This window comes from Veillonella sp. VA139, assembly GCF_003992005.1.
In the GTDB taxonomy this organism is placed as follows: Bacteria; Bacillota; Negativicutes; order Veillonellales; family Veillonellaceae; genus F0422.
Map to the genome: position 1 here is coordinate 14,845 of NZ_RQVL01000012.1, position 17,152 is coordinate 31,996.

20 protein-coding genes and 1 pseudogene are annotated in these 17,152 nt (G+C 39.6%); all 21 read right to left on the reverse strand.

The features are described 5' to 3' along the window. Window positions 1-16: 16 nt before the first annotated feature. The 21 genes and pseudogenes from EO125_RS10180 to EO125_RS05620 all read right to left on the reverse strand — a co-directional run bounded on the left by EO125_RS10180 (window position 17) and on the right by EO125_RS05620 (window position 17,088). Complete coding sequence (locus EO125_RS10180; RefSeq protein ID WP_223716794.1) at window positions 17-280, reverse strand: peptide-binding protein; 264 nt, start codon at window positions 278-280, stop codon at window positions 17-19. Then, a pseudogene (gene mobT, locus EO125_RS05520) lies at window positions 263-1,465 on the reverse strand (MobT family relaxase); the annotation flags it as partial. The pseudogene mobT and the gene EO125_RS10180, both read right to left, overlap by 18 nt. Before the next feature lie 22 nt (window positions 1,466-1,487). Then, complete coding sequence (locus tag EO125_RS05525) at window positions 1,488-1,640, reverse strand: hypothetical protein (RefSeq protein WP_000879507.1); 153 nt, start codon at window positions 1,638-1,640, stop codon at window positions 1,488-1,490. Window positions 1,641-1,642: 2 nt separating this feature from the next. Further along, window positions 1,643-3,028, reverse strand: a complete 1,386-nt coding sequence (locus EO125_RS05530; RefSeq protein WP_000813488.1) for an FtsK/SpoIIIE domain-containing protein — start codon at window positions 3,026-3,028, stop codon at window positions 1,643-1,645. A 28-nt stretch (window positions 3,029-3,056) separates the two neighbouring features. Continuing rightward, window positions 3,057-3,443, reverse strand: coding sequence for a YdcP family protein (locus EO125_RS05535; RefSeq protein WP_000985015.1), 387 nt, complete (start codon window positions 3,441-3,443; stop codon window positions 3,057-3,059). Between the two features lie 15 nt (window positions 3,444-3,458). Beyond that, window positions 3,459-3,773 (reverse strand): YdcP family protein, encoded by a 315-nt coding sequence (locus EO125_RS05540; protein WP_000420682.1) that lies wholly within the window; start codon window positions 3,771-3,773, stop codon window positions 3,459-3,461. A 498-nt stretch (window positions 3,774-4,271) separates the two neighbouring features. Next, window positions 4,272-5,879 (reverse strand): glycosyltransferase family 39 protein, encoded by a 1,608-nt coding sequence (locus tag EO125_RS05550; protein WP_127148020.1) that lies wholly within the window; start codon window positions 5,877-5,879, stop codon window positions 4,272-4,274. Between the two features lie 25 nt (window positions 5,880-5,904). Beyond that, the gene (locus EO125_RS05555; RefSeq protein ID WP_127148021.1) at window positions 5,905-6,240 is read right to left on the reverse strand and encodes a hypothetical protein; all 336 of its coding nucleotides are present in this window, start codon (window positions 6,238-6,240) and stop codon (window positions 5,905-5,907) included. An 8-nt stretch (window positions 6,241-6,248) separates the two neighbouring features. Next, complete coding sequence (gene gatB, locus EO125_RS05560) at window positions 6,249-7,694, reverse strand: Asp-tRNA(Asn)/Glu-tRNA(Gln) amidotransferase subunit GatB (protein WP_127148022.1); 1,446 nt, start codon at window positions 7,692-7,694, stop codon at window positions 6,249-6,251. Next, window positions 7,691-9,148 carry an Asp-tRNA(Asn)/Glu-tRNA(Gln) amidotransferase subunit GatA gene (gene gatA, locus EO125_RS05565; RefSeq protein WP_127148023.1) on the reverse strand — a complete coding sequence of 486 codons (1,458 nt, stop codon included), beginning with the start codon at window positions 9,146-9,148 and terminating at the stop codon, window positions 7,691-7,693. The genes gatB and gatA overlap by 4 nt, the downstream gene beginning before the upstream one ends. Before the next feature lie 10 nt (window positions 9,149-9,158). After that, on the reverse strand, window positions 9,159-9,443 hold the full coding sequence (gatC, locus tag EO125_RS05570; RefSeq protein WP_127148024.1) for an Asp-tRNA(Asn)/Glu-tRNA(Gln) amidotransferase subunit GatC: 285 nt from the start codon (window positions 9,441-9,443) through the stop codon (window positions 9,159-9,161). A 54-nt stretch (window positions 9,444-9,497) separates the two neighbouring features. Then, window positions 9,498-10,709: an ABC transporter permease gene (locus EO125_RS05575; RefSeq protein ID WP_127148025.1), complete on the reverse strand. Its 1,212-nt coding sequence runs from the start codon at window positions 10,707-10,709 to the stop codon at window positions 9,498-9,500. Then, window positions 10,702-11,439 carry an ABC transporter ATP-binding protein gene (locus EO125_RS05580; protein ID WP_127148026.1) on the reverse strand — a complete coding sequence of 246 codons (738 nt, stop codon included), beginning with the start codon at window positions 11,437-11,439 and terminating at the stop codon, window positions 10,702-10,704. The genes EO125_RS05575 and EO125_RS05580 overlap by 8 nt, the downstream gene beginning before the upstream one ends. Then, window positions 11,439-12,506 carry an efflux RND transporter periplasmic adaptor subunit gene (locus EO125_RS05585; RefSeq protein WP_127148027.1) on the reverse strand — a complete coding sequence of 356 codons (1,068 nt, stop codon included), beginning with the start codon at window positions 12,504-12,506 and terminating at the stop codon, window positions 11,439-11,441. Before EO125_RS05585 ends, EO125_RS05580 begins: the two co-directional genes overlap by 1 nt. A 252-nt stretch (window positions 12,507-12,758) precedes the next feature. Then, window positions 12,759-13,718, reverse strand: coding sequence for a 6-phosphofructokinase (gene pfkA / locus EO125_RS05590; RefSeq protein ID WP_127148028.1), 960 nt, complete (start codon window positions 13,716-13,718; stop codon window positions 12,759-12,761). Window position 13,719: 1 nt separating this feature from the next. After that, entirely contained in the window at window positions 13,720-14,283 is a 564-nt protein-coding gene (locus EO125_RS05595) for a shikimate kinase (protein ID WP_127148029.1), read from the reverse strand. A gap of 86 nt (window positions 14,284-14,369) precedes the next feature. Then, entirely contained in the window at window positions 14,370-14,753 is a 384-nt protein-coding gene (locus EO125_RS05600; RefSeq protein WP_127148030.1) for a hypothetical protein, read from the reverse strand. 34 nt (window positions 14,754-14,787) lie between these two features. Next, window positions 14,788-15,339: a hypothetical protein gene (locus tag EO125_RS05605; protein WP_127148031.1), complete on the reverse strand. Its 552-nt coding sequence runs from the start codon at window positions 15,337-15,339 to the stop codon at window positions 14,788-14,790. After that, a complete protein-coding gene (locus EO125_RS05610; protein WP_127148032.1) occupies window positions 15,329-16,162 on the reverse strand; it encodes a hypothetical protein in 834 nt (277 codons plus the stop codon). Before EO125_RS05610 ends, EO125_RS05605 begins: the two co-directional genes overlap by 11 nt. Before the next feature lie 11 nt (window positions 16,163-16,173). Next, complete coding sequence (locus EO125_RS05615) at window positions 16,174-16,614, reverse strand: hypothetical protein (protein WP_127148033.1); 441 nt, start codon at window positions 16,612-16,614, stop codon at window positions 16,174-16,176. Window positions 16,615-16,656: 42 nt separating this feature from the next. After that, window positions 16,657-17,088 (reverse strand): hypothetical protein, encoded by a 432-nt coding sequence (locus EO125_RS05620; RefSeq protein WP_127148034.1) that lies wholly within the window; start codon window positions 17,086-17,088, stop codon window positions 16,657-16,659. Window positions 17,089-17,152 lie beyond the last annotated feature (64 nt).

Below are 17,152 nucleotides of genomic sequence, written 5' to 3' on the forward strand. Positions count from 1 at the left end.
AATCCCTCCTTCTTAATTACAAATTTTTAGCATCTAATTTAACTTCAATTCCTATTATACACAAAATTTTAAGATACTGCACTATCAACACACTCTTAAGTTTGCTTCTAAGTCTTATTTCCATAACTTCTTTTACGTTTCCGCCATTCTTTGCTGTTTCGATTTTTATGATATGGTGCAAGTCAGCACGAACACGAACCGTCTTATCTCCCATTATATCTTTTTTTGGATATCTGTCAACTGGTATGGTTGACAGATATCCTTTTTTTGTTGTTATCACGTCCTGTTCTTTTACTGACTGTTGCTTCAAAATCTGCTTGTGTCGGTCTGTCAGTTTCGCATGGTCGAGAATGTCTTTTACAACCTGCGTCTGGTTGATTTCATCAAGTTTAATCGCAACCTTTAAGGTCGGGGCAACTTGATGAGATAGCCAGTTCAGCGTCCTTTGGAAGGAGTAAGGCTCTGGTTTTGTGGTTAGTTTTAATCGTTCACGATTGTTCCCAATAAACCAAGCCCATTCTTCATTCAGTTTCCAATCAGAACGAGGTTTGGAATCGTCTTTATCTACAAAACGGATATACCGATTGATAATTTTAAAGGCGGTATGCTCTGGATTGTCATAGACGAGTAAATCACGGACTGCATAATAGGCACGCTCATTTTTCAATCGAATCTCAAAACGGTTTTTTACTTCTGCGTCTTCAATGGGAATATCATTTTTCTTGTACTGCTCGTAGTCCTTTTCATAGATACAGAAATAAACTTCACTTTGTAATGAACCGATATAGAGGGTGTTTCCCATACATTCCTTTTCCTCTTTGCGTACCAGTTCGCCACTGCGATAGCTTTTAAAACTGCGGAAGACGGAGATACATTCTTCCTGTTGGCACTTTTCAGTGAGTACAGGGATATTTAAAATCCCTGTCTTATCGTTAATGGCAAGGTCAAGGCGTTTCATCACACCGCCAGCCACCAAAACGTCCATAAAGAACTCATACCAGCTTCTTTGTTGTGCCAGAAGATAGCTTTCAAATTGTCTGCACCCACGACCTTTCAATTCCACCAGAACTCCTTTGTCCAGTTCATGGGAGCAAAGGACGAATATGTCGCCTAAAGCATAATGCTCTGAATAAGAATAGAAACCATAGTCCTCATGAAGAAAATAGGACAGTTTCAGTTGTAAGATGTTTTCGACCACCTGCTGTACGTCTGTTGTCGGAAAGCGAATCCTTACATAATCAAACAGCATTTCAAGGGGAGCGTCGGGATTGAAGCGTTCCAGAGCTTCCCAAAGGGACTGCTGTAAATCCTCTGATGGCTTGACTTTTCCTGTTTCAATATCGCTTAGATACTGCCTTGTAATACCAGTCGCAACAGCTAAACGGTTTTGAGATAGTCCATAAGCCAAGCGTTTTTCTTTTAAATGCTGTAGCCAAGTTTGTTCATTCAGTAAAAATCCCTCCAATCAAAAAGGCGTATGTCAACTTTTAAAGCCCATTTGACATACGCTGAAATTTTGTAAATCCCTTGTAACCAAAGGATTTTCTAATGTTTTTTTGACTGTTTCCTGTCGATTTGTACCCCCCTGTTAGATACGGGGGGTTAAGTGCTGGCGTGGCTATTGCCACACCAGCCAGCAAGATCAGTCCACACCTGCGACTTCCGCTTCGCACGTCGCCTGCGTGGACTGTCTGCTGTTGGATAACTTTTTAATTTCCTCCAAGAAATCATATCCTTTTGGTACAAGGGGAGTATAAAACTCTGATATGACACTTGTTCCTACATCAACATAGCCACGACCTTTGATTCGCTTTAAGAAGAAATCCTTTTGTACGTCACTGCCAAACATCATGCCATAGCCCATTTCAGACATACGACCTAAAGCCACTCTGAAATTAAACTGATCACGGATTCCGTCGCCTAAATATTTTGCGTCTGGACGTTGACAAGCCAGTATTAGAAAGAAGCCAGCTTGACGACCTAACATGACAATCTGTTTCAGCTTATTCATAACTGCGGTGTTTTCTTTTGTTCCCAGCATTTCCATGAAAGCGACGTATTCATCAAAGATTAAGAAGTGTGCCGGGAGACCTAAGTAAGCATAATTTTTGCCAGTCTTATAGTTCTTCATCTGCTTCATTTCCTCACTACGTTTCATCATTTCTTCATAGAATGTTTCAATGCAAGAAAGCAAGTCTTCTTTTCTATAGTAGACATTTGCCATCACAGAACCTAAGTCCGCAAGGTCAGCATTTTTCGGGTCAAGAATATACAGTTTTGAATCTGTATGAAGCAAGGCTTCAATCAGTGTCAGTATAAAGTAAGTTTTACCGCCACCTGTACCACCAGCAATCAACATATGAGGGAGCTTATCATATTCCCACCATACGTTTTTCATTAAGCGAAGTTTACCATCTTTAGCTTCTACTTCATCAATAGAAATACGACTGGCTATGGTGTCATAGAGCAAAGTATATTCCACATAGGAATCCTTTAACTCTTTATCCGTCAGCTCACAGTACAAGCCACTCTCTAATTTCTTTTCCAAGTGTAAGAGTTGGTCTTGATATTTTCCCAGCGTGATTTCCACCCGTATCTGTATCAAGCCATTTTTAAGTCGATAATACATTTTAGGGAAGTAGGTTATCTTTTCCTTTGTACGACCAGCACTATCTTTAAAGAAACCCTCTGTTTTGACCTGTTCAGATTCATACCACTTGTTTTCAAGTATCATCTTTGCCAGTTTTTGACGGTGGTAAAGTTGTTTAACCGTATCATAGCGAACCCGTTTGAATACAAACGCTACCAGCAAGCAGATAAGAATTGCGACACTGAAACTGATAATTAAATAGGGAATGTCAATCTTATCTGCTTGTGATAGGTTAAAATCCTGCCAGTTGATCTGCTGGATTGTCTTCACATGAAACAGTCCGACAACCAGCAGGAAAACAGGCAGGAGTGACGCTATCGTAAAATGAAAGACTAAATCTTTACCAGATGGGCGAATCCTTTTACCACGCTGTTTCATGCGAAAAAGTCTCCTTTCTACCTAGCGACTATTTGTCTTGTGTCGGTTCTTTCTTTGCTTGTGGTTGAGCTTTGAATGAACTAGAATCCTTTGTCAGCACAATATCGTCTGCCTTGATATACCAGTCAACATCTGCTCCTTGATAGGTGGCAGTAGCAACGGTGTCCGCAATGGGATTGATAAGTTCCACCCGTGCGTTATAATCAAACTCTTTCAAAGGCACGCTGGCAGGAATACTTACTTGAATCATGCGTCCTTGTCCTTTGGATTTTAAGTCATAGGTACGTTCCTTGATTTCATCTGAAACCGACCCGTCTTCATTTTGGATTCTCACTTCACGACGTAGAGCAGAGAATTTCAATTCTCCAAAAGTCGTGTCTTTATCTAATACAATGCCATTTGCTAATCTCATCATTTTTCCTCTCTTTCTTTATTCTTTTATCATGTCGTCAGCATGTAAAAGGTAATTTGTAAAACCACGAGTGCCGATTTTGTAGCCCTCTGCGGTAATACGTGGATTGACTAACTTCACACGTTCCTCAAAGCCGAAATGTTTTTCGCCAGCTTCAGCAGGAAGCACCACCACAATATCATCTGCTCTTTGAACATCAGAATAGAGATTATAGCTTCTTGATAAGACAGTTAGCCGTCCGTTGATTCTTCGCTGAACGACTTTATCCTCGCCAGCAAATTCTAAATTGCCGAATGTTTTTTCCATGTTGGGAATCACAAATTTAAGTTCCATATTTTTACCTATCCTTTCTTTTTTATTGGCTGAATGAATGTTTGATGGTCTTAAAGAGTGGGGAACGACCTTTTGATTCTTGATTTTTTGTTTTCATAAGTTCACTTCCTTTCAAAATCGGGTAAAAAAATAGACACCTCATTTTTTGAAGTGTCTACCTATTAAATATTCAAATTTTATTGGAAGTATCTTTATATCTTCACTTTTCAAGGATAAATCGTCGTATCAAAGCTCATTCATAAGTAGTAAATTAGTAGTAAATTGAGTGGTTTTGACCTTGATAAAGTGTGATAAGTCCAGTTTTTATGCGGATAACTAGATTTTTATGCTATTTTTGTATATAAACATAAGCCTTTTAGAATCGCTTTCTCTGTCCTCCTTCATTTATTATCGAGTCATACAATATTCCTTGAATGTAGGTCTCATGCCGCCTGTCCTATAGTAACAGAAACTTATTGGGGATACTCCCTAGGAGCATCCCCAATACTATAATTACCATTATTTCGCTTTGTAAAAGACTCCTAGAGAATTTCTTTCTACAGGTTGAACCTGGTCATATAAATTTGTTTCTTTAAAATACGTTGCGTATTTATTTGGCACATAAATCAAAGCACGTGATAGTTTCTCTGTATCTTTTGCCAAGTCAGTAGGTTTCACCATAGGCATGATATTTTTCCCATTTTCCCAAACACTTTCGTGTTCTTTGTAATGTATAAAGGAAGTAGTTCGTCCCAAATAATAGGATAAAGACGTACGATAATTACCATATTGATACACCTCTAATGGCGTAGTGCCTTCCAATGTCATCACTTCATTGGCTAATACTTTTCCAGATTGGTCTTCCATAACTGGCACTAAGTTAGGAACTAATGCTAAATAAAAAATGATCGCACTCGTTGCCATACTGCACACTAAGACAGACCCTGTTCGTTTACTAGCGGCATAAATAAACGTCAACACAGTCACTGCCAAACTAATCCAAAGATACGCACTATGTGACAAAGACATACTCAATCCCACTATGACTAATCCTAGTAAAAATGGAAATCCACCCAGTGCATATAGGGTAAACACCCTCCATGTCATCTTACGATCTTTGTATCCTTCTATACAAGCATGAATGCCCATGCCTGCCCATAATGCCAAAGGAATCAGCATAATAAATGTGTAGGTAACATATTTAGTGGCCATACACGTGTAGAACAGAACGGTTCCTACAAACCAAAAAATAGACCAATACCAAATATAGGCGTGTTTCTGTTTATTGATACCACGAACTACAAAGCTAGTCCATGGCATCATGCATACTGGCAACAAGGCAAAATATAAATACCACCAATTATGTTCAGGATGTTCTGGTACAGTAGCCCTCGTTATATTATGTAGCCCTAAAAATCCTTGGATAAATGTATCTCCATGAACATGGTACATATATCCATACCAAGGTACTACGACTAGGATAAAAGCAAGAATACCTTTCCAAGAAAAGACATATTTAAACCAATCCATACGACGATTCAAGGCCACATATAGAATTAAAATAATCCCTGGTAGCACGATCCCTACAGGGCCTTTGGTAAGTACCGCTAACCCAGCAAACATATAGGCATAGACCATATGGCGATGACTTTCACCAGTGATACCACGATATAAATAGTAAAAAATACCCATAGAAAAAAGAAATAAATATCCATCCGTCACGACAGCATGACCGATGTACCAAAATTCTAACGCCGTTCCTAGGGCAATGGCACTCCACATGGCAATCCGTTCTACTTGATATATACTGAAAGCCATCCGATACATCGCTAGTACTGTACAAGTAGAAACGACAATGGATGGCAATCGAGCAGCCAAATCAGAGATACCAAACAAAGAGTAGGACAGTATAAGCCCCCAATATGCCATAATTGGTTTATCATACCAATACATGTCATAAATCATAGGCGACAAAAACTCTCCATGTTTCATCATGGTCACAGCTGATAAGGCATAGTTCGATTCTACTGTGTCAGTAATAGGCAGTGCCCACGACATCCACAAATAAAACAGAAATGTTCCTATCCCTAACCATGTAAACCGTTTCCATGAAAATGTTTGTTTCATAGTAATACAACCTCTGTATTTATATTTAAAAAAATAGTTTTCCCAACAAGCGCATCACTAGCCAAGCTAGGATAATCACAAAGGCACCAGCAATGATAAATTTAGCTAATGTAAATAGCACTAGAATCACCACTGCTGCCCCTACTGCTAAACCTGCTTTCCACTTCCAGTTAAGGGCATTCCACAAGAATACCTTCATATTGGGTATGGTCTGAAAACTTTGTTGTTCCTGTTGAGAAGATTGATGATGAGGAGCATCGTATGCTCGCCCCTCTTCATCAATAGTTGTTCCGTCAAAATCACGTAATTCTTCTTCTGAAAGAACGCGCGTTCCTTCTTCATACTTTTGTTCTTGACTCATAGTCACTCCTATAGAGCTTGTAAATGTTTTTCCAACAATTCATTGACTACGCCAGGATTTGCTTTCCCCTTGGAGGCACGCATGACTTGACCTACCAAGAATCCAATAGCTTTACCTTTGCCAGATTTGAAATCTTCCACAGATTTAGGATTATCTGCAATGACTTGTTTTACGATTTCTTCAATAGCTCCTGTATCGGTAATTTGAACTAAGCCTTCTTCTTCTACGATTGTATCTGGATTTTTACCAGTTTCAAACATTTTTACAATAACTTGTTTTGCAATTTTACCAGAAATTGTACCTTTTTCAATTAGGCTAATCATAGCAGCTAATTGTTCAGGTTGTACTTTGCTATCTGCATAGGAAATACCAGCATCATTCACAAGTTTTGCTAAATCACCAATAATCCAGTTAGATGCTGTTTTTGCATCGGCGCCAGCTTCTACGACAGCATCGAAATAGTCCGCTGTAGCACGTTGACTTGTCAATGTGCGTGCATCTTCACTGGACAATCCATAGGATTCCATAAAGCGTTGTTGTTTCGCTTCTGGCAATTCTGGTAAAGATTGACGAATCTCTTCTACATAGTTAGGATCTACCACGATAGGTACCAAGTCTGGTTCTGGGAAGAAACGGTAGTCATTTTCCTTCTCTTTCTTACGCATGGAAAGAGTAATCCCTTTGCTATCGTCCCAAGTACGAGTTTCTTGTACGATAGTTTCTCCATCTTCTAAGGCTTCCGCTTGACGAAGTGCTTCGTATTCGATACCTTTTTGAATCCCTGTTAAGGAGTTCATATTTTTAATTTCCGTTTTTGTACCTAATTTTGTTTCTCCTACAGGGCGAATAGAAATGTTCGCATCACAACGCAAACTACCTTCTTCCATACGTCCATCAGAAACGCCTAAGTATTGTACAATAGCACGGATTTTATCCACATATTGGCGTGCTTCTTCACCAGAACGAAGATCTGGTTCAGAAACGATTTCCAACAATGGTACACCGGTACGGTTGTAATCTACATTAGAACTGTCAGAACTAGAAATCGTAGCACCGCTATGTACTAATTTACCAGCATCTTCTTCCATGTGAATACGATTGATGCGAATGCGACGAGTTTCTCCATTCACTTCTACATCAAGATGACCATTCACGCAGATTGGCAAATCGAATTGTGAAGTCTGCCAGTTTTTAGGTAAATCTGGATAATAATAGTTTTTGCGGTCAAATTTATTGAATAGTACAATTTCGCAATTCAAAGCTAAACCGACTTTAATAGCATATTCCAATACTTTTTGGTTGAACACAGGCATGGTTCCTGGCAAGCCTAAGCAAGTAGGACATACATGTGTGTTATGATCGCCCCCGAAGGCCGTTGTACAGGAGCAGAAAATTTTTGAATTTGTTTTCAGTTCAGTATGAACTTCAAGGCCTACCACAGTTTCATATTTCATAGTTTCAATTCTCCCATAGTTGGCAATTTTGTAAATTCAGGACATTCTTGTTCAAAACTATAGGCAGCTTGTAATAACGTACTTTCACCCATAGCAGGTGCTAATAATTGCATACCGATTGGCATACCATTAGAACCAAAACCAGCTGGAATGCTAATGCCTGGAATACCTGCCAAGTTAACCGGCACCGTACATACGTCTTCCAAGTACATCGTCAATGGATCGTTGATTTTTTCACCAAATTTGAAAGCTGTATTTGGAGCTGTTGGTGTCAACAATACATCGCATTCTTGGAAAGCTGCGTCAAATTCATTTTTAATTAAACGACGAGCTTTTAAGGCTTTCAAATAGTACGCATCGTAGTAACCAGAACTCAATACATAAGTACCTAACAAGATACGACGTTGCACTTCTTCACCAAAGCCTTGAGTCCGAGTTTTGGTAGACATTTCCACTAAGTTATCTGCTGGCACGCGAAGACCGTAGCTAACTCCATCATAACGAGCTAAGTTAGAACTAGCTTCTGCTAAGGCGATGATATAGTATGCAGACAAGGCATATTTTGTAGTTGGTAAGGAAATATCTACGATAGTGGCACCCATAGAGCGATAGGTTTCAATAGCTTTTTCCAAAGCTGCACGCACTTCTGGATGTAAGCCATCACCAAAATATTCTTTAGGCACACCGATGCGCAAGCCTTTTACATCTTTCACAAGAGCTTTTGTATAATCGACACGATCTCCTGGGATGGATGTAGAATCATGGAAATCATGGCCTGTAATAGCATTCAACACGATAGCTGCATCACGTACGTCTCTTGTAACAGGGCCAATTTGGTCCAAAGAAGATGCATAAGCAATCAAGCCATAGCGAGACACATTGCCATACGTCGGTTTCAAGCCTACTACACCACAATAGGATGCTGGTTGACGAATGGATCCACCTGTATCGGATCCTAACGCCCAAATAGCACTACCGCTGGCAACAGCTGCTGCACTACCACCAGAAGAACCTCCTGGTACGTAGTCTGGATTCCATGGATTTGTCGTTTTGCCTAAGGCAGAGTTCTCTGTGGAGCTGCCCATAGCAAATTCGTCCATATTCAATTTACCTAAAATGACTGCATCTTGAGATTGTAATTTTTCGATAACTGTCGCATTGTACGGTGGCACAAAGTTTTCCAACATATGGGAACCACATGTTGTGGCTACACCTTTGGTACAAATGTTATCTTTAATCGCACCTGGAACCCCAGCTAATGGAGAAATCGTTTCTCCTTTTGCAATTTTTGCGTCCACAGCCTCAGCTTGTGCTAACGCCGTTTCGTGAGAGTCAGACAAGTACGCATGTACTGTTGGCTCTACATTGTCTTTATGTGCCAATACAGCTTTTGTAAGCTCTAGGGCAGAAATTTCTTTATTTACTAATTTTTGATGTAATTCAAAAAGAGTCATGTATCTTCTCCTAGTTCTGTACAACACGAGGTACTCTGAAATACCCATTCTCTTCTTCAGGTGCATTTTGTAACGCCGCTTCCCGTGGCAATGATGGTTTCATTTCATCAGGACGATATACATTTTGTAATGGCACCGCGTGAGCCATTGGCTCTACATCTGTTAAATCTAATTCTTCTAATTCCTCAACATAGGTAAGGATATTACTGAGGGCTTTTTCTGCCGCCTCTAAATCTTTAATTTCTAATCGGGATAATAAGGCAATATTCTTAATTTCCTCTTGAGTAATTTTCATAGACACACATCCTTTCAATTTATATATTATACCATACTTTCATGATGAAAGTACCTATTCATAATGTAAGGCATCAATAGGATTTAACTTCGCTGCTTTTCTAGCTGGATACAAACCAAATACAAGACCTATGGACATGGAGAATCCAAAAGATAATAAAATAGGACCTGTGGTCACTACAGTTTTCAACTTAGCTACTGTAGCAATCAGCTGTGACGCACCAATCCCCACTAGAATGCCTATGGCACCACCTACGAGAGAGATAACGACGGCTTCAATTAAAAACTGTGTAATAATCGTTCGATACGTCGCTCCTAAGGCTTTACGAACACCAATTTCTCGAGTACGTTCTGTGACAGACACAAGCATGATATTCATAATCCCAATGCCACCAACTAATAAAGAAATCGCTGCCACAGCACCCAGGAATAAGGTCATGGTAGCTGTATTTTCTTCTACCGCTTTCATAATGGACGCCATATTATTCACATTAAAATCATCGAGGTCGGGATTTTTAATACCATGACGGACACGCAAAATATTTTCTATATCTGCTTGCACCCGTTCTAAGTCTTCGCCTTCTTTTGCTTGAATGTAGATCATACGTAAATAATCAACACCCATCACACGTTCCATCATAGTTGTATAGGGTACTACAATGACATCATCTTGATCATTCCCCATAGCACCAGAACCCTTTTCATCAAGGACACCTACTATTTTAAAAGAATTTTTATCAATCCGAATATCCTTACCAATGGGGTCTTCATTACCAAATAAATTTTTTGCCACAGTGGCGCCTATAACTGCCACTCGTTCACGGCGTTCAATTTGGCTATCTGTAATAAAACGACCTGATTTCATAGTCCAATTGTTCACATACTGAAAGTCAGCATTAGCACCATTCACAGTTGTGGTCCAATTCTTGCTCATGTACACAGTTAAATACGAATTAGATGCTACTGGTGAAGCTGCTTGCACGCTATCCATCTTCGAAATAGCTTCATAGTCGCCCATTTTTATCGTTTTATTAGCACCAGATACAGGGCGTACCCCTGGTGTTCTAGGAGCTCCTGGATAGACCATTAGCAGATTACTGCCCAAACTAGAAATAGATTCTGTAATTTGTTGACGCACTCCATATCCGATAGAAACGAGAGCAATCACTGCCGCTACACCAATGATGATACCTAGCATCGTCAGTAATGACCGCATCTTATTCGCAATCAGAGAGGACCAAGCCATTAAGAAACCTTCCTTATACATGGCTTTCACCTCCTACCTGCAACCCTTTCATATGAGGATTGATTCTATCTTCTACAATAAGACCATCTTTTAAGACCACATTACGCCCTGCATATTCAGCAATATCTGGCTCATGGGTGACTAAAATGATGGTACGCCCTTCTTGGTATAATTCCGTGAAGATATGCATCACATCTAAACTCGCTTTTGAGTCAAGGTTACCTGTAGGTTCATCGGCCATAATAATCGCTGGGTCATTTGCTAACGCTCTCGCAATGGCTACACGTTGTCGTTGCCCTCCAGATAGTTCTGCTGGCATATGCTCCAACCGAGTACCGAGTCCCAAATCTGTCAATAATTGACTAGCCCTAGCTTTACGTTCTGCTTTAGACACTCCTGCATAGACCATTGGTAATGCTACATTATCTAGGGCTGTTAATTTTGGCAATAAATTAAAACTTTGGAACACAAACCCAATTCGTTTGTTCCGCACATAAGCCAATTCATCATCCCCCAGGTGGGCTACTTCTTCTCCATCTAATCGATAGGAACCACTGGTAGGTCTGTCAAGACATCCTAAGATGTTCATAAACGTAGACTTCCCCGAACCAGAAGGTCCCATAATAGAGGTAAACTCCCCTTCATAAATGGACAAGTCAATACCATGCAGTACAGGTACTGTCAACTTTCCATTTACGTAGGTTTTCGTAATTCCTTCTAAGGTGATAACTGCTTTTTTAGAAGTTTCCATTAGAATGGCCCCCTCTGTTGCTGTTTTTTCGTCGTACTTACATCACCACTAATAACGATTTCATCTCCCTCTTCTACACCGGATATAATTTCAATTGTTGAATCACCCGTCATACCAGTTTTCACACTGGTTCTAACAGGTTTTCCATCTTTGATGACATATACAAATTCTCCCACTTTATCAGAACGAACAGCAGCTAAAGGAACTACCAACACATTTTGTCGTTCTTCTCCATGAATTGTTGCTCGCGCTGTCATAGATGGGAAGAAATGACTTACATCACTTGCTGGAATTGCTACACGAACTGTATAATACACTACGGATGAACTGGTCGTTCCCATACTACCTTTTGTACCTAATGAAATACTTTTAACAGTACCTGTGAAAGTCTGACCTGGATGCGCATCGACTGTGAAATCTACTTTGGCACCTTCTTTTACATTCCCAATATCTGTTTCATCAACTGTTAAATAGATTTCTAAATCAGATAAATCTGCAATGGTGGCAATAATCATTTGTGTAGAAATACCAGTAGCAATGGTTTGCCCTGCTTTCAAAGGTTCTCCAATTATGGTCCCATCCATAGGTGCTGTAATCGTACTATCTGTTAAGTTCGCTGCCACTTGGTCATAGGTAGCTCTTGCTTTTTCATAGGCTGCTAGTGCATTGTCATAGGTTTGCTGTGAAATGGCACCTTGTGACACTAGCGTACGGTATCGATCCAAATCTGTGGCGGTTTGATTCAATGTAGCTCGTGCATTATCTACGGAGGCCTGTAATTGACGAGAATCAATAGTAGCGATAACTTGCCCTGCTGTTACATGCTGATTGGCTTTCACCAAAACAGATTCTAATTTGCCAGGAATATTGGTAGATACATCTACATAGCGAACAGGATTAATGGTTCCCGTTGCACTAATAGTAGATGAAATACTACCTTTTCCTACTTTCCCCGTTGTATAGGTAGGCGCCTCTTTCGTTTGGCTACTACTATACCATTGCCATCCACCAATAGCTACCACTAAGATAGCCACAATGGCAATCCATAATTTTTTATTTTTCCACATGAAATATCTCCTTTCATCTATCGATTGTATATCAAACAAGTAATCTCCTACTCTAATAGGGGTAAGGACCAATATGTAGTATAGACCTTTATCTTCATAAACTTGTTTACGGCTGCTGATAACTTCCTTATATGAGTAACCCTTTACTATAGTATAAAAGCAAACATGCTATATACAGGAGGATAAAAAGAAAAGAAAACTATGGTTAGTTTTCTTTATCTTATACAATACGATGGTGAAACTACTATGAAATTATTGTCCTAACACACGTAATAATTGGTATAAAGAAGTATCTAAAGGATACTCACATGTTGCGGCATCTTCATAGGCTATGGCATCAATATGATTGCAATGAACCCCTATCAGATGATGTGTATGCCCTTCTAATAAAGCACGTACTCCCGCCTCTCCTAAGCGAGCAGCCATTAGTGCATCATAGGCAGACGGTGAGCCACCGCGTTGTAAATACCCTAAGACAGTCACAGAAGGTGCATAGGATGTATTCTCTTTAATATGTTGGGCCACTTCAAAGGCGCTGTACGCGCCTTCCGCAACGATGATAATACTATTCTTTTTACCATTCCGAGTCGTATTTTCTAATGATTCTTTTACCTCTTCTAATGTCATTGGTACCTCTGGTGTCAGCACCACCTCAGCACCACATGCAACGCCTGCGTACACAGCAATATGCCCCGCATGGCGACCCATCACTTCTACAATAGCTACCCGATCATGAGCCGTAGAGGTATCACGAATTTTGCTCACCCCATCAATGATGGTATTAAGAGCTGTATCAAAACCAATTGTATAATCGGTACCATTCATATCTTTATCAATAGTGCCAGGAATTGTCACCGTAGGTAGTCCTAAGTCAGACAACACTTTGGCACCACACATAGATCCATCACCACCAACAACGACTAAAGCATCAATGCCATGACGACGCAAATTGTCATAGCCCCTTTGTTGATGTTCAGGTTCTTTAAATTCAAGACAACGGGAAGATTTTAAAATCGTTCCACCTTTGTTCACAATATTCCCTACACTGCGTCGAGTCATAGGAATAAAGTCTTCTTCTAAAACGCCCAAAAAGCCTCGCTGTATTCCTACTACATCGAGGCCTTCATATATTGCACTTCTTGTTACGGAACGAATGACTGCATTCATTCCTGGTGCATCTCCACCACTTGTTAAAATACCTATTCGTTTCATATTATTCACCTTGGTGTACTTTTCGCCGTTTAAAATATATACCTTTAGACTTTACTGATGCATCAATACTAGTAACGAGTTCATCAGTATGACTGTGCGTCGTATCTAATACATGGTCACATTTACGATATAATGGTTTCCACCTACGCATCATCCATGCTACATAACCAGCTACATCATCATAATTCATCGTCGGTCGTTTACCAACCCAACGATTAACGCGATTCACAATTCTGTAATGTGAGGCACGTATGCCCACAATAAAGGAATACTTTTGCATATACCGCAATGTACGCATATCGATAGGGAAATTTCCACCTACGGAAATCACCGCTTCATGATACATAACAACCTTTTTAATCACTTCAAACTCAGCACGGCGAAAGGCCTTTTCGCCTATTGTCTTAAAAATATCAGCAATAGGCATATTATATCGTTTCTCTAATATTCGATCCGTGTCAACAAATTGCCAGCCTTTGGCATCCGCTAAATTTCGACCTAAGTGACTTTTCCCGCTCCCCATAGAACCAATGAGGATAATGTTTCTCTTGATAGTCGTTTTCATGTTATATAATATCTCATTCTTCAATCTAGTAGTAATTTTTAACTTTATTTTACTATACTCGACTATACTTTGACAAACCATTAAGGCTATTTTTTAGTATTTTCATGAATCTTACATTGTAATGTCGTAACACCTTGCATGTGAATAATTTTTTCTATAGTAATTCCTAAGGTAGGGTGCACCTTTTGCATGCCCGCTAACCACTGCACCATATCTAGGGTAGATCCTTGTACTACCACATCTAGAGCCTCTTCTTCTTTATGAGTACTCACTATCACCAAAGGTGTATCTCCAATGGTGGACAACACCAAATGATACAAACCTTCTAAGTCTAACATATTGTCATTCAATTGTTTCACAAATTGATAACTTTCACTGTTTAAAAATGTTGTTTCTGCCTCCTGTGAAAGTATCTCTTCATCAATCTCTGAGGAAATTAGTTTCGTTTCTCCTTGAAAGTACACCATCATACTAATGCTAATAGCCCCCACACAACAGTACACACTAATGACTAGGAGTAGACTTCTTTTGGGAATGGGCAGAGCTTTCCACAGTGCCTGTAATACGACTGCGGTATAGTGTAGTTCCGGATTCTTTTTCCACCACTTCATCATAGTGACGGTGACCTCCTAATCGACTCAACACCAAACTAAACTGATGTAATTCATTTTCATTCCTTCCTCTAGCTTCCACATACCATTGGTTCATAGTAGACCACTCCACCAATTGGATGTGATATGTATTCGAAGCATCTAATAAGTATATACATTCCTTTAACGTCCCCTGCAGCGGTGCTTCTTCTTTTTTATTTTCATAAACCATAGCTTCATACACACTATGAGCTTCCTTAGCATCAATATGATGTGAAAATACCTCTGTTTGTTTTTCAACCATATCTTGATACTCACTATATGCTTTTGTGCCCATCGCCACAGAACCTACTAATATAACAATCAATAGAGCCAATACAGTCCACCATATATGTTTATACCGAATATACCAACACATCCACTGTATATCCGGCTCTATGAAATTAAAATTCTCCTTATTTTCCATCAGTAAGTAACCTAATCGCTAATCCCATTGCCATTTCATGTGTTATATTTTGTGGATTGTAATCGGCTCCCCTATCAACCACATGAATGGAAACTTGTTCGATGGTACCATACTTCTCTAAAATGGATTCATACTCTGTTTCTTTTTCTTCCTTAAAACCAACTACAACAGCACCTTTAGGATAGGGTACATTAAATTTCTGACTCTCTTCATATACAGTCTCACACGCAGCTAACACAGTTTCTACATCAGTATCCACTAGAGTATGACTAGTGCAGAACTTATCATTCCATAACGATACTCGCACCTTATCCTCTTCTGGAGTGATACAAAGCATAGATGATTCTCGACCACGGCTGAATGCAAGCGGTGCTGGCCAGTAATCGATAACACAAAGATTACCCCCTCCTTGTTGAATCCCTCGAGCCGCCTGTTTGATTTGTTTTCGTTCTAATGCCACAATGAGAACAAACATTAATTCATCCGTTGTGCCAGGTCGAGAGGCAAAATCTATCGCCACTGGACATTCTTCACTATCAAATAATCTCTTTCCTTCCCGTTTTGTAAATAAGTATTGCTCTAATTTATCCATTTTCGGAGTTTCCATATGCACCGATTGCAAGGGGCTTTCAAAAACGCACCCCACTGGAATATCTGATTCTCCATAGTTTTCAAAAAATTCTTTTGTATCCTCCTCTATTTCACTACGTCGTCGTTGTGCTATCACATCTTCCACAACTACAGTTTTTCCCATTTTATAGGCTTTGATTCCCACAATTTCATCATTTCCTATGGCAATGGCCATTACTCGTTTGCTTTTCATCTTACATCTCCTTATTCTTGTACCCAGTCTATGCGTGTTGTGTCAAACATATCATCCTTATAAAGGGCAGAAAAATATACATCCTTCCTCACATTTGTTCCCGATTCCATATCGCTACAAATTAGCCGTAAACAATATCGTCGAGGTTCTCGCTCTTTATATAGGATTGCTTCTATCCGTTCTGTATCTGTTTCTTCTAGTACATACTTTGGCGAACCACTACCAGAAATTTCTTTCTCATGGGCAAGGAAAAATTCTTTCCTGGTTCCTAGAACAATTCCTCGTTCTATCCCATATTGACATCGCACAAACCGATATTCATCAATCATGCTTTGATAGGTGACTTGCATCGTTTGTTGCCACGCAGCCCAAGCCCCCATAATTGTCATAGCCATCAATAAAATCATGTACGAAACAAAACCATTTTTCTTCCTCCCGTTCCACTTCAACATATACGATCTCCTTCTATGCCATTTCTAACTACTTAGCCTTGCTTAGTGTGTATGTTGTAATCCCTCTATATATGTTGCATACGGTAAGATACCCGTCTGAACTTGGTAATGATTCTGTCCGCCTTCCATAAGTTGAATATAAGATCGCCACCAATAGGGATGCACTTCAGAATACCAATGTAAATTAATAAGACCATTTGATTGTTCTTGAAAAAACAGTTTGTTTTGTGGAAATACATGTATCTGTCCTATCTTGGGACTAACTTCACTTTCTGTGATAGCTTGTAATTGTCCATCTGAAAGGATAATCACAAAGGCATCTTGATAGACCCGTATTCTCCAATTAGAAGGAGATACTAACCAGGAACCATCTTCACTGACTTGTGGCTGTTTCTCACTATAGCGAAGACGATTCATTATCTGTATACGACTAAACCTAGCATCTAATAATAACTCATGGCGATGATGCAACATATGCAGCCACTTCATACTATGAGAAGCAATTAAAAAGAATCCCGTTACTATGACGACTAGCAAT